The organism is Sandaracinobacteroides sp. A072 (assembly GCF_052616365.1).
In genome coordinates, this window is record NZ_JBQXGU010000001.1 from 607,977 (window position 1) to 620,817 (window position 12,841).

Here is a 12,841-nt window from a genome sequence, read left to right on the forward strand (position 1 = left end):
CGTCTGCAGACAGCCGGAGGATATGGCCTGATGGGGGCCGGTTTCCTGCCGGGCCTGATTTTCAGCCTGATGGCTGCTGTTGCCACGCTTGGCGGCATCCTCGCCATGCGTCTGCATGAGGTGCGTGTCCGTCGTCAGCTCCCGCTGTTCGCGGCCTATGCGGCGACCGTCCTGATCACTGCCGCCCTTATCCATGTCCTGCCGAAAGCCATGGCGTCTGGCGGCTATTCGCTTCCGGTTGTCGGGGCTCTGGCGGTCGGTGGCTATCTGGCCATGGCGCTTCTGGGCCGGCTGCTTTCCGGGCATGTACGCGACAGGCCTGCAAGTGCGCGCATGGCAGCAGGTCTGGCGCCTTTGCTTGGAATTGGCCTTCATTCCCTGCTCGATGGAATGATGATGGCGACGGGCTTTGCCGCAAGCCCCTATCTCGGGGCCATGATGGCCGCTGGCATGGTGCTGCATGAATTCCCGGAAGGGCTGGTGACCATGGCCCTCATGATCCAGGCGGGCCATTCGGCGCACGCGGCTGCCTTGCGGGCAACCCTCGCCGCCGCCATCACAACGCCCCTCGGTTTCCTGCTGGCCTGGCCGCTTGTCGGGCCGGGGAGCGCGCAATCAGCTTCGGCGCCGCTGGCCTTGACCGGCGGCGCCCTCATCTGGGTGGCTGTAAAGCATCTTGCGCCCACCGCCATGCGGGCATCCGCCCGAACGCTGGTATTGCCTGTATCGGCCGGCCTGCTGACCGTAATGGCCCTGTCGTTGCCGGGCGCCTGACGGGCGCGGGCGGCATGGCCACCCGTGACCGTCAGGATATGCCGCAATCAGTCGTTGGGCGGAAAGCTGTGGACATGCACGTCCTCGGCGCCGTGCCGCTTCAGGCTGTCGGTTGCCTTCGCTTCATCCTCCGGAGTCCAGGTGCGGACCCACAGGAGAAGGCCGCCGGCTTCGAGCTGTTCCTCGATCGCCTTGGCGCGGTTGTTGCCGACGATGGACGCAAAGACGCTGCCGATGAGGCCGCCCGCCCCGCCGCCGGCAAGGCCGGCTGCAAGGGCCGCCGCCGCCGCGCCACCGGTGGCGAAGACCGCCGCCATGGCGGCGGTCGCGCCGATGTACATCAGGCCGCCCATCAGTGCGCCTTCGGCATCGCCGGTGGATTCCGTCGAGATCCAGGCCGTGCGCGGCGCGTTGACGTCATCCTCTTCGGACTTCACCCGGGCATAGCGGTGGCCGAGCTTGGTCTCGAGCGCCTTGTCGGCACCCAGAAGGCTGATTTCCGCCCGGTCGAAGCCATTGGACTGGAGGTCCTCGATCGCTGCCTCGAGTGCTTCGGCGGATTGGAAAACGCCGACGGCTTCACGGATGTCAGGCTTGGTCTCGCTCATCTCAAGGCTCCTTGTCCCGGGTCAGGGTATCAGTCACAGGTCAGGATGACGTTGCCCGCCGTCAGCTGCCCTGGCCAGGCTCCGGCGAGAAATGCTCCTCGAACTTGTTGTCCTTGTCCTTCCACGCGTCGGCGTCGGCGGGCGTATCGCCCTTCACCGTGATGTTCGGCCATTCCGCGCTGTACTTGGCGTTCAGCTCGACCCATTTGTCGAGATTGGGCTCGGTATCGGGCACGATGGCTTCGGCCGGGCATTCCGGTTCGCACACGCCGCAGTCGATGCATTCGTTCGGGTTGATGACGAGCATGTTCTCGCCCTCGTAGAAACAGTCGACCGGGCAGACCTCCACACAGTCCATGTATTTGCACTTGATGCAGGCTTCGGTCACCACATAGGTCATCGTCATGTCCCTCGATTAGGAAATTGTCCCTGCGCCGGAGCGCACACCCTGAAAGCGCTAGCGTGCGCGGCGGGCGAGCGTCAATGGGGGGCGGAACAGGGGAGGGGAAAGCCCCCACATTCAGGCAGGCTGCATCGCCTGCTCACCCTTGCCCGGCACGGCGGCATCCGCGGCCCGCGCCTGCGGCATGGGCAGAAGGGGCGTATAGAGGCTTCGGGCTTCTGGCGCCGGGCCGCGCCGTTCCGCCATCGTCTCCACCCGAACGGCCACTACCTGATCCCCGCGCGGAAAGGAGAGCACGGCGCCCGGTCGCACCGTGGTGCAGCTTCGCTCGATCACCCGCCCGTCCAGTCGCAGCCTCCGGCTTTCGCAGAGCGCCTGGGCTGCCGAGCGGCTTGGCGAAAGCCGCGAGAACCAGAGCCATTTGTCGAGCCGCATGCCGCGTTCGTGGACCAAGCGTCAGCCTCCGAGCAGTTCGCCGAGTTTGGCGAAGGGAAGGGCCGCCGTGGCGGACGGTGCCTTGCCTTCCGCCTTGCGGCGCGTTTTTCGTCTGGTTGCGGGCTGGAAGGCAAAGCCCTGCTGCCGCGTGTCGCGGAAGCCAAGCGCCTGCATCAGCCGTGCGAACTGGATGGGCGAAAGCCCGAGGCTCGACATCAGGGCCGGATCGGGGCGGATGCCGCCGCCGGCCTTTTCGGCGAGCCGCTGGGCGTGAACGGCGCGCGCCACCTTGTCCGCCATGTCGACCCTGACGGCGAAATCTCCGAGCGCCCAGAAACCGGCAACTGCCAGAAAGCCCGGCGGCATCGCGTCGTTCACCTTGACCGAAGTGAGGCCGGGGCGCGGCGGGGGTGGCATGGCCGGCGCCCTGCTGGCCACGCCCCACAGGGCCAGCCGCCAGCGCGTCGCCTCAGGCCGCAGCGCATCGCTCACGAACACATGGGTGACACCCAGCCTGACGCCGGCCTTCGCCAGTGCGCGCCTGTCGTCGCGGGTGATGTCGGCGATCAGCGGCGCCAGCGTTTCGCGCGGCAGGGCGCCCATGGTTTCTGTCAGCTGCACGACTATGCCGCGCGCTGCCGGGCTGAGTTCGGGCTTCAGGGCTTCCAGCCGGGTCAGGCCGGAAAGATGCCGCGCCTTCGTTGCCGCCACCCAGTTTTCCAGGCGGGCAAGAACGGCCGCCCGCGCGGCCCTGTCCAGCGTGTCGAGGCTGCGGTCCAGCTCCACCCTCGGGTTCAGCGTGTCCTTGCCGGGCCTCAGTGCAGCCACGCGCGTGCCGCACCACAACAGGCGGGGCGGCATGCCGCCATCGAAGTCCAGCGCGAAATCCGCATCTTCAGCAGCCGCCAGCGCCTTTGCCCGGCGCGCCAGCTCTTCGGCAAGCCGCCGTTCGGCGGCCGCCAGCAGCATCTTCTTTTCCCCTGCGCGCGCTGCCGGGTCCGGCAGGAAGGCGAAGCCCGAAAGCGTGCCGATGATGGCGCCATCCACCACAACCGTGCCATCCGGGTCCACTTCGACGCGCGCGGCGCGGTCGCGCAGCTTCAGGTCCTTCAGCAGCACGGATGTCCGCCGGTCGACGAAGCGCTGGGTGAGCCGCTGGTGCAGCGCATCCGAAAGCCTGTCTTCAACCTGGCGCGCACGTTCCGCCCAGCCGGGGGCGTCGGCCAGCCAGTCGGGGCGGTGGGTCACATAGGTCCAGGTGCGGGCGGCGGCGATCCTGTCAGACAGGGTGGCGATGTCGCCCGCCACATTGTCCAGCGCCGAAAGCTCCGAGCGGATCCATTCCGGCGGCAGGCGGCCCGTCCCCTCGGACAGGTGGCGGAACATGCGGCCCGCGAGCCGGGCATGCGCTTCCGGCCCGGTGCGGCGGTAATCGGGCAGGCCGCAGGCAGCCCACAGCCGCATCAGCGCTGGCCGGCCCTGCGCGCGTTCCATCACCCATGGCTCGCCAGCCAGGATCTTCAGCACCTGCAGGTCGATGGCGTCGTCGCCGCGCCACAGTTCGGGAGACGACGGCTGGGCCTCCAGGCTCATGACGAGCCTGTGCAGCGAGGAAAAGTCCAGCCGGGCATTGCGCCAGACAAGGCCCTTCAGGGGCGGGAATTCATGCCCCTCGATCGCTGCGATCTCGGCCTCGGTCAGCTCAGGGCTGGCGCTTTCCTCGTTGCGGCCGAAGAGCAGGGTGCCGAAGCTGCCGTCGCGCTGGTGGCGGCCTGCCCGGCCCGCGATCTGGGCCATTTCAGCCGGCCGCAGGCGGCGGTGCCGGCGGCCGTCGAATTTCGACAGCGAGGCGAAGGCGACATGGGCGATATCCATGTTGAGCCCCATGCCGATCGCGTCGGTGGCAACCAGATAGTCCACCTCGCCCGACTGGTAGAGCTCGACCTGGGCGTTGCGCGTTCGCGGCGAAAGGCCGCCCATGACCACGGCCGCCCCGCCTTTCTGGCGGCGCAGCATCTCGGCCAGCGCATAGACGTCCTGCGCCGTGAAGGCCACGATGGCCGAGCGCGCCGGCAGGCGCGACAGCTTGCGCGGCTCCACCCATTCGAGCTTCGAGAAACGCGGCCTCGCGATGATGTGCGCATCGGGCAGCAGGCGCCTTATGACGGGCCTGAGCGTTTCGGCCCCCAGGATCATGGTTTCGGCCGTGCCGCGCAGGTGCAGCATGGCGTTGGTGAAGACGTGGCCGCGCTCGGGGTCGGCGCCCATCTGCCCTTCATCGATGGCGATGAAGGGGAAGGCGCGGTCGGTCACCATGGATTCGGCCGTGCACAGGAAATAGCGCGCGCCCGGCGGGATGATCCGCTCTTCCCCCGTGACGAGGGCGACCTGCGGTGCGCCCTTCATCGCCACGACGCGGTCATAGACCTCCCGCGCCAGCAGCCGGAGGGGGAAACCCATCATGCCGCCGGCATGGGCGCACATCCGCTCGACCGCGAGATGCGTCTTGCCGGTGTTGGTCGGCCCGAGGACGGCGGTGAGCTGGGCGGACAGGCCCGTCAACGGATCAGGCCTGCCGCCGGGGCCGGGGTGCCATGGTGGTCCATCAGGGCTGAAGATCGGGAGGCCGGGGCGCTACCGCAAGGGCAACACACGACGGCATGGAAGGAAAAGGCGGCCGCGGGGCCGGGCGGAAGGCCCATGGACCCGTGCAGGCCCGGATCGGCAGGATGGATGCGCATGAACGCTTCTCCCATCATCTCCAGTCCCACATTTTGTGGCATGGCTCCTTGCCGGGGGCAAGAGATGGTTTTGTGACAGCATGTCGCCCCTGAAGTCGCCCCTGAGCATGGGGAAGAGTATGGGGAACTGGTCACGCGGAACTGCCCATTCCCGCCCGGAGGGGTGGGCCTTGCCCCATTCCGGATGTTCCCTTGGGGATCATCCTTTGGTCGTCTGCCGGGGGCGTTTCGTCGCAGCCGCCGCCGCTTGCCGCAAGGGCTGGCATTGACCCTCGAAGTGACATGATTCAAGGTTTCTGCCCAAGAGCTTATCCTGTCCGGGCCTGAACCCGGGGCTGTCTTCCGGAACCAGTCTGTTGTGGAAGAACGGACCGAAAGCGGGAAGTTCGCCCGAAAACAAGGTCAGACGGGGTCGTATTCCACGGTGATGGTCGTAACCGACAACAGGCCGAACGGCTTCATTCTGCGGCCATTCGGGCCGTGGATGTCCGGGTCGCAGGCAATCGGGGGTAGCCATGGCGACGGCTGCTGATTTCCTTGTCGGGAAGGCCTCCCCGACTGTTCGGGGTGGCGCCGGCGCTGCCAGGATCCTCGCCCTGAAGGCGAGCCTGCCGCGCGCGGCCGATGTCATTGCCCGCCATGCCGCCGGAATCGTCGAAGATGGTCTTGTCGTCGATCTGGGCGAAGGCATCGGGTCCGGACCCTGGTGGCGCGGCCTTGCAACGCTTGGCGCCCTGTGCGGCGCCGTTCTGGCCATCGGCCTCAATGTTCCCCCCATCATCGGCGCGGTGCCGCCCAAACGCTCGCCGGCAGTTGCCGAAGAAGCGCGGCTTCTGGGCATTACACCGCTTGCCGAAGGCAGCAGCATGGGGCGCAGGCTGGCGCCGACGACGCTGGCGCGGCCCCTGTCCGAAGCGCCCGAACGCCCGCGCGTCGAACTTGATGCGCGCGTCGGCTCGGGTGGCCTGCAGGCGGCCCTTCGCCGCGCAGGTGTCGGCCGCGAGGATCTCGATGCCCTGGGCCAGCTTCTGGCCGGGGTGGTGAACAGCAGCGGCTTGTCACCCGGAACGCGGCTCGACATTGTGCTGGGACGGCGGGAATCGAAATCCATGCCCCGGCCGCTGCAGGATCTGAAATTCCGCGCCGCCTTCGATCTCAAGGTCGAGGTTTCGCGCGGGCCGGACGGGGCGCTGCGGCTGAAGCGCATTCCGATCAAGGTGGATGAAACGCCGCTGCGCGTCACGGGCGAAGTCGGCCGGTCGCTTCAGCGTGCGGCGCGCGCTGCCGGCCTGCCTGCCAACATCATCAATGAATATGTGCGGCAGATGAGCCATGTGCTCGATTTCCAGCGCGATATGCGCGGCCAGAACCGCTTCGAGATCATCGTCGAGCACCGGCGCGCCGAAACCGGCGAAACACAGATGGGCCAGCTGCTCTATGCTGGCTTGCGCAAGGGCAAGGAAGACATTTCCCTCATGCGCTGGGGGCCGCGGGGCAAGTTCTTCCGCGCCAATGGCGAAAGCGCCGAACGCGGCCTGATGCGGACGCCCGTGGTCGGCGCGCGCACCTCCTCGGGCTTCGGCATGCGCTTCCACCCCATTCTAGGCTATTCCCGCATGCACCAGGGGCTGGATTTCGCCGCCCGCACCGGAACGCCGGTGATCGCATCGGCCGCCGGCACGGTCGTGCAGGCCGGCTGGGGCGGCGGCTATGGCAATCTTGTTGTCATCGATCATGGCAGGGGGCTTCGCACCCGCTATGCCCACATGCACCGCATCCATGTGAAGAAAGGCCAGCGGGTGGAGCAGGGCGTCAAGGTGGGTGAGGTTGGCTCCACCGGCCTGTCGACCGGCCCGCACCTCCATTATGAAGTGTGGCAGAATGGCAAGGCCGTCGATCCGCGCTCGGCCAAATTCCATTCCGGCTCGCAGCTGACAGGCGCCGAGCTTTCCCGCTTCCGTGACCGCATGGCGCAGCTGAAGCGGATTCAGGCGGCGGGCTGAAACCCGGCGTTGCCCGCGATCAGCGGGCGCGCCAGACTAGCGGCACACCCGCCAGCAATATGGCCAGCCCCAGCACGCCCGCCAGTTCGCCCTCTTCGCTGGCGCCCAGCATGAAGGCGGCATGGCCCAGCGCCGACCACAGCATGGCAAGCGAGGCCGCAAGGAAGATGAGCGGGACGAGCGGATAGAGCGGCACGGAAAAGCCCGGCTGATCCGGATGGGTGCGGCGCAGGCGAAAGATCGCCAGCGCCGTCAGCGACAGGAAAAGCCAGAAGGGCGGCGCGCCAAAGGCAACCATGGCCGCAAAACCGTCGCGCGCAGTGGCGCCATAGCCCACCAGCGCCAGCGCAACCGCACCCTGCACCAGAAGTGCGGCACGCGGAACCGAGCGTACGGCATCCCAGCGGCCGATCGCGGCGAGGCCCGGAAAGGCGCGGCCTGTGGTGCCACCCATGTCCTGGCCGAGGGCGCACATGGCGCGTGCGCCGGTGATGACGGTTGCGTTCATGGTGGAAAGCGATGCGAGGATCACCGCCCCGCCCAGCGCCGCGCCGATGGCCGGGCCGAAGGCCGCCGCGACCAGGGCCGCTGCCGGCGCCGGGGTCGCGGCCAGCCCCTCGCGCCCGAAGCTCCAGAGTAGCGCAGCGTTCACGCCCAGATAGATGAGGATGACAAGCACAAGCCCGCCCAGAATGGCCCGCACGATCGCATTTTGCCCGCCCTTCACCTCGGCTGACAGATAGGCTGCCTCGTTCCAGCCGCCATAGGCCAGCATCACGAACACCATTGCCAGCCCGATCCCGAAGCCGCGTGGCGCGTCTCCCGTTGCGGCAACCGAGGCCTGCGGCACCAAAAAGGCTGACAGGATCACCAGCGCGAGGCTCGCCAGCACAGCCACCACCATCACCCGCTGCCCGGCCCTGCCGACAGACAGGCCGGCCAGGTTGGCGGCTGTCACCAGAAGGACGGAAAGCCCGGCCCAGACCGCTGGCGCGGGGCCGGCAGGCCAGATCGCCGCGACATGATCGCCGGCGACGAAGGCAACGGTAGCAATCGCGCCCGTCTGCATCACGGCCACGCGCGCCCAGATGAACAGGGCGGACAGGCGCGCCCCCCATGCAAGCCGCAGGAAATGATATTCCCCGCCGATGGATGGGAAGCGGCTGGACAGTTCGGCATAGCTGAGGGCGCCGGCAAGCGCCGCCAGCCCGCCGATGGCCCACAGGGCGAGCACCGCAAGGCTGTCCGGTGCGGCGGCTGCGATTTCGGCAGGGACACGGAAAATGCCCGCGCCGACGACAATCCCGATCGTCAGCAGCGCGACATCGGCCGGGGAAAGGCTGCGGCCTGGCGTGCTCAACCCGCTGGCCTGATCCTCTGGGCCTCCCAGCCGGGCCCGCTCATTTCATCGCCCCGCACCTGTCCCTCCAGCACGCGCCCGTCGGCCAGGGTGAGGCGGATGGCGGTGCCGCGCAGGCGGCCCTCACGGACCATGGTGCCGCGTGCGCCCGTCAGCATCTGGTATTGCTGCCCCAGTTCGGCGGCAAAGCGCTCGGCCCCAAGCTCGAAGGCCCAGCGGCCGGCAGCATTTGCGGGGACGATCCAGAAATAGCCCGTCGCGTCATCTGTCGTGATCGTTCGCTCTGGCTCCCATTCTCCCAGCGAAAAGGCGTTGCTGACGATTCGCGTGCCTGGCCGCATCCTGAGCAATGTCTCGCGCAGCTTCAGGTTCAGGCTTGGCAGCAGATACATGGTGACGACGGTGGCGTCGCTGAAATCCGTTTGGAAGATGTCGGCGTTGAGGAAGCTCACCTTGTCTGCGACGCCGGCGCGGATGGCGTTGCGCCTGGCAAGGGCGACCATTTCCGCATTATATTCAATGCCCCGGGCGCGTGCCCCGAAATCGCGCGCCGCCGCGATCGGGATACGCCCGTCTCCGGAGCCGAGGTCGACGACCTGGTCCGTCGGCTTTACCTGCGCCACCGTCAGCATCGCCTTCACGAGGCTGTCGGGCGTTGGCACCCAGATCACATCCTTGCCGGGCTGGCCGACTTCGGGGCGGTAGCCTTCGTCGCCATGGCTGACGCCAGGCACCTGAAGCAGGGTGATCGAAGGCGGCGCGACATCGAGGATCGGGTCGGGAATGTCCGGCGCATCGAGGGGATTTGCGGCATGCGGCGTGCTGGTGATCACGCGGACCTGCGCCCCTGCGGGAACGGCTGCAGCAAGCAGGGCGGCGAGCATGGGAAGACAGAAACTGCGTTTCGGCATCGGATACTCCGGTTGCGGAGTGATTTCTATGCCACGGCGGCAGGGCGCGGGCGAGTCCCGGCGGTGGGCGTGCGCCCGCGACTTGCCGCTAGCCGGCGGGCGCGTTCAACCAGCGGGTGAAGATGGCGGTGGGCAGGAGCGTGCCGCGGGCTTCCTCGCGCAGGCTCATCTCGCCACTGTGCACGCTTCCGGGCAGATGCGTTGTCAGCGGTTTCAGCAGCCCGTCGAGGGCGAGGGCCGAAAGCCTGACGGCATAGGTGGTGAGGATGAGAAGGCGGCTGTTGCCATCCAGAAGCTGCACGCAATCTGCCAGAAGGCCGGGCAGGTCGCGGGTCAGGTCCCAGACTTCGCCATCCGGCCCGCGCCCGAACTTGGGCGGATCGAGGAGGATGGCGTCATAGCGGCGTCCGCGGCGGACTTCGCGTGCAACGAATTTCCGCGCATCCTCGGTCAGCCAGCGAATGGGCCGGTCGGCAAGGCCGGACAACCGGGCATTGGCCTTTGCCTGCTCCACGGCCTTGCGGCTGGCATCCACATGCACCACCCGCGCGCCGGCCGCCGCCGCCACGAGGGAGGCAACGCCGGTATAGCCGAAGAGGTTGAGCACATCGGCATCCGGCGAGACTTCGGCCAGCGCCTGCCAGTGGGGCGCCATGTCGGGAAAGAAGCCAAGGTGCCGGAAGGGCGTGCACTGGGCGTGGAGGGAAACGCCTGCCTGGCTGATGGGCCAGGCCTGGGGAACTTTGGGTGAAAGCCGCCAGCGCCCGCCGCCCTCCTCGTCGGAACCGCCGACGAATTCGCCATCCGCCTCCCAGTCCATATTCTCCGGCGCCCACATGGCCTGCGGCTCCGGGCGGATGAAGCGATAGGGGCCGCAGCGTTCCAGCTTGCGGCCGTGCCCGCTGTCGATGAGCGCGAAATCGGATGTCGGCTCGGCGACGAGCGTTTCAAGCTGCGGCGTGGCGTTGGCTGCGGACATCAGGCTGAAAGCTTCCCCGCGCCCGGCCCCACGGCCGCCAGCGCCAGCGGGCCGGACAGCAGCCGGGCGCCAGCCATGCGCACATCATCAAGCGATGCCGCGTCGAGCGCGGCAATGGCTTCGGCGGGGGCAAGTATGCGCCCATGGGTCAGAAGGCTCCGCCCCATCCATTCGGCCTGCCCGAAACAGCCTTCCAGCCCCATCAGCAGCCCGGCCTTGATCTGTGCACGGGCGCGCGCAAGCTCTTCCGGGGTAAGGCCTGCGGCCGTATCCGCGGCCACCTTGCGGGCCAGTTCAAGCGCTGCCGGCGCATCCTTGGGCCGCGTGGCGCAATAGAGGCTGAAAACGCCCGTGTCGGCATGCGGCACATGGAAAGCCGAGACGGAATAGGCAAGGCCGCGTTCTTCACGAAGTTCCTGGAACAGCCGGGAGGACATGCCGCCACCCAGGGCCGTCGCGAAGAGCTGGGCGGCATGATAGCCTGGCGCCAGCACGGGTGGTCCTTCGAACCCGAGGGCAAGGTGCAGCTGCTCGCCGCGCTTGCCATCCCCGCGCACCCCGCCGTGCCAGCGGGCAGGAGGGTGGCTTTCCGCGCGCCTGGCCGGAAGCGTTCCGAAGAGAGCCTCCGCCTGCCGGACGAGGCGGTCATGATCCACCTTGCCGGCGGCTGACAGCACCAGCCCCTCGCCGCGATACTGCCGGTCCCGCCAGTCGACGAGGGCCGTGCAATCCAGCCGCGCAAGGCTTTCGGGCGTGCCGAGGATGGGCAGGCCGAGTGCCTGGCCCGGATAGGCGATGGCCTGGAGATGGTCGAAGACGAGATCGTCGGGCGTATCGAGCGCTTCCCCGATTTCCGACAGGACCACCTCGCGTTCCTTCACCAGATCCTCGGCATCGAAGCGCGGGTTCATCAGAAGGTCGGCGAGAAGCTCGACAGCCAGCGGCAGGTCACCGGCCAGCACGCGGGCGTGGAACACGGTCGAATCGCGGGACGTCCAGGCATTGAGGCTGCCGCCGACATCCTCGATATGTTCGGCGATGGCGCGCGCCGAACGGTTGTGCGTGCCCTTGAACACCATATGCTCGAACAGGTGGGCGAGCCCGTTCTCGTCTTCGCGCTCGTGCCGCGCGCCGACATCGGCGTTGAGCGCCACCGCGGCTGTTTCCAGCCCCGGCATGGCAAGGGTCGCGATCCTCAGTCCATTGGAAAGCCGGCTGATTTCCGGCGTCATGTCCGCTCCCGGATATAGGCCTTGAGCGCTTCGGCATCGGCTGCGAGGTGATCGTAGCGCTCTTCACGGTCGAACAGGTGCTGCACGCGGCGCGGCAGGGGCGGGCGGATGCCGCATGCCCGCTCGACGGCATCGGGGAATTTTGCCGGATGCGCCGTGGCAAGGGTGACGATGGGGCCTTGCAGATCCTGTTCGCGCGCGCGTGCTGCGCCCAGGCCGATGGCGGTGTGCGGGTCGATCACCTCGCCGCATTCCGAATGGGCCCAGGCAAGGGTCTGCATCATCCGGGTCTCGTCCACCCGTTCGGCAAGGAAAAGCGATGCGGCTTCCGCGCGCTGTGCATCGCTCAGCGCCATGCGGCCCGTTTCCTCGAAATGGCGCATGGTGTCGGCCAGCGCCGCGCCGTCGCGGCCGTGCAGATCGAACAGAAGCCGTTCGAAATTACTGGAAACCTGGATGTCCATCGAGGGGGTTGCCGTCGGCGTGACGCTGCCGACACTGTAGTCGCCGGCATTCAGGGCGCGGGCAAGAATGTCGTTGACGTTGGTGGCGACGAGCAGCCGGCCCACCGGCAGCCCCATGCGGGCGGCGGCATAGCCGGCGAACACATCGCCGAAATTGCCGGTGGGCACCGAGAAGCTGACCTTGCGGTGCGGTGCGCCAAGCCGGGCGCCGGCATGGAAATAATAGACAATCTGGGCAAGCAGGCGCGCCCAGTTGATCGAGTTGACCGCCGACAGCGACTGTTCGGCACGGAAGGGCGCATCATTGAACAGCCGCTTCACCAGCGCCTGGCAGTCATCGAAGCTGCCGTCGACGGCGATGTTGTGCACATTGCCGGCCAGCACGGTGGTCATCTGCCGGCGCTGCACATCCGAAACCCGGCCGGCGGGATGGAGCATGAAGATGGTGATGCCCGGCCGCCCGGCGACCGCCTCGATCGCGGCCGATCCGGTATCACCGCTGGTCGCGCCGACTATGGTGATCCGCTCGTCCTTGCCGAGGAAATGGCCGAACAGCCCGCCCAGAAGCTGGAGCGCGACATCTTTGAACGCAAGCGTCGGCCCGTGGAACAGTTCCAGCAGCCAGTGCCGGCTGTCGAGCTGGACCAGCGGCGTGACGGCGGCATGGCCGAAATCGCCATAGGCGTCATCGATCAGCCGGTGCAGGGCCTCGTCGCTCAGGCAGCCCTCGACGAACGGGCGCATCACGCGGAAGGCGGTTTCGGCGTAGCTGGTGTCGGCCATCGCCTCGATGTCGGCCGGGGAGAAGCGCGGCCAGGAACGCGGGACATAAAGCCCCCCGTCGGATGCGAGGCCGGCCAGGGTGACACCCCGGAAGTCGAGTGTGGGCGCAGTGCCCCTTGTGCTCAGATAATCCATGACGGCCTGCCGA

Annotated in this window: 11 protein-coding genes; 2 read left to right on the top strand and 9 right to left on the bottom strand. The window is 67.8% G+C overall.

Going from position 1 to position 12,841, the window contains the following annotated elements; translation table 11 throughout:
• Positions 1–30 precede the first annotated feature (30 nt).
• Positions 31–774, top strand: coding sequence for a ZIP family metal transporter (locus ACUJ46_RS02945; RefSeq protein ID WP_445388949.1), 744 nt, complete (start codon positions 31–33; stop codon positions 772–774).
• Positions 775–821: 47 nt separating this feature from the next.
• Here the strand turns inward: ACUJ46_RS02945 and ACUJ46_RS02950 are convergent, their stop codons facing one another.
• The 4 genes from ACUJ46_RS02950 to ACUJ46_RS02965 form a co-directional block, all read right to left on the bottom strand.
• A complete protein-coding gene (locus ACUJ46_RS02950; protein ID WP_445388950.1) occupies positions 822–1,382 on the bottom strand; it encodes a hypothetical protein in 561 nt (186 codons plus the stop codon).
• Positions 1,383–1,443: 61 nt separating this feature from the next.
• Entirely contained in the window at positions 1,444–1,782 is a 339-nt protein-coding gene (gene fdxA, locus ACUJ46_RS02955) for a ferredoxin FdxA (RefSeq protein ID WP_445389525.1), read from the bottom strand.
• 120 nt (positions 1,783–1,902) lie between these two features.
• Positions 1,903–2,238: an RNA-binding S4 domain-containing protein gene (locus tag ACUJ46_RS02960; protein ID WP_445388951.1), complete on the bottom strand. Its 336-nt coding sequence runs from the start codon at positions 2,236–2,238 to the stop codon at positions 1,903–1,905.
• A gap of 3 nt (positions 2,239–2,241) precedes the next feature.
• Positions 2,242–4,782 (bottom strand): helicase-related protein, encoded by a 2,541-nt coding sequence (locus ACUJ46_RS02965; protein WP_445388952.1) that lies wholly within the window; start codon positions 4,780–4,782, stop codon positions 2,242–2,244.
• Between the two features lie 694 nt (positions 4,783–5,476).
• On the opposite strand from ACUJ46_RS02965, the gene ACUJ46_RS02970 reads away from it, so the two are divergent.
• Positions 5,477–6,964, top strand: a complete 1,488-nt coding sequence (locus ACUJ46_RS02970; protein WP_445388953.1) for a peptidoglycan DD-metalloendopeptidase family protein — start codon at positions 5,477–5,479, stop codon at positions 6,962–6,964.
• 19 nt (positions 6,965–6,983) lie between these two features.
• On the opposite strand, the gene ACUJ46_RS02975 is transcribed toward ACUJ46_RS02970, so the two are convergent.
• The 5 genes from ACUJ46_RS02975 to thrC all read right to left on the bottom strand — a co-directional run bounded on the left by ACUJ46_RS02975 (position 6,984) and on the right by thrC (position 12,828).
• A complete protein-coding gene (locus ACUJ46_RS02975; protein ID WP_445388954.1) occupies positions 6,984–8,324 on the bottom strand; it encodes an APC family permease in 1,341 nt (446 codons plus the stop codon).
• Positions 8,321–9,235 (bottom strand): class I SAM-dependent methyltransferase, encoded by a 915-nt coding sequence (locus ACUJ46_RS02980; RefSeq protein WP_445388955.1) that lies wholly within the window; start codon positions 9,233–9,235, stop codon positions 8,321–8,323. The genes ACUJ46_RS02975 and ACUJ46_RS02980 overlap by 4 nt, the downstream gene beginning before the upstream one ends.
• Positions 9,236–9,323: 88 nt before the next feature.
• Entirely contained in the window at positions 9,324–10,214 is an 891-nt protein-coding gene (locus ACUJ46_RS02985) for a class I SAM-dependent methyltransferase (RefSeq protein WP_445388956.1), read from the bottom strand.
• The gene (locus tag ACUJ46_RS02990; RefSeq protein WP_445388957.1) at positions 10,214–11,446 is read right to left on the bottom strand and encodes a M16 family metallopeptidase; all 1,233 of its coding nucleotides are present in this window, start codon (positions 11,444–11,446) and stop codon (positions 10,214–10,216) included. Before ACUJ46_RS02990 ends, ACUJ46_RS02985 begins: the two co-directional genes overlap by 1 nt.
• On the bottom strand, positions 11,443–12,828 hold the full coding sequence (gene thrC, locus ACUJ46_RS02995; RefSeq protein WP_445388958.1) for a threonine synthase: 1,386 nt from the start codon (positions 12,826–12,828) through the stop codon (positions 11,443–11,445). The genes ACUJ46_RS02990 and thrC overlap by 4 nt, the downstream gene beginning before the upstream one ends.
• Positions 12,829–12,841: the final 13 nt, after the last annotated feature.

Bases quoted from the DNA above. Each gene is read 5' to 3' on its own strand.
- ACUJ46_RS02945 (WP_445388949.1), top strand. From the start codon at position 31: ATGGGGGCCGGTTTCCTGCCGGGCCTGATTTTCAGCCTGATGGCTGCT.
- ACUJ46_RS02950 (WP_445388950.1), bottom strand. From the start codon at position 1,382: ATGAGCGAGACCAAGCCTGACATCCGTGAAGCCGTCGGCGTTTTCCAA.
- fdxA (WP_445389525.1), bottom strand. From the start codon at position 1,782: ATGACCTATGTGGTGACCGAAGCCTGCATCAAGTGCAAATACATGGAC.
- ACUJ46_RS02970 (WP_445388953.1), top strand. From the start codon at position 5,477: ATGGCGACGGCTGCTGATTTCCTTGTCGGGAAGGCCTCCCCGACTGTT.
- ACUJ46_RS02980 (WP_445388955.1), bottom strand. From the start codon at position 9,235: ATGCCGAAACGCAGTTTCTGTCTTCCCATGCTCGCCGCCCTGCTTGCT.
- ACUJ46_RS02985 (WP_445388956.1), bottom strand. From the start codon at position 10,214: ATGTCCGCAGCCAACGCCACGCCGCAGCTTGAAACGCTCGTCGCCGAG.
- ACUJ46_RS02990 (WP_445388957.1), bottom strand. From the start codon at position 11,446: ATGACGCCGGAAATCAGCCGGCTTTCCAATGGACTGAGGATCGCGACC.
- thrC (WP_445388958.1), bottom strand. From the start codon at position 12,828: ATGGATTATCTGAGCACAAGGGGCACTGCGCCCACACTCGACTTCCGG.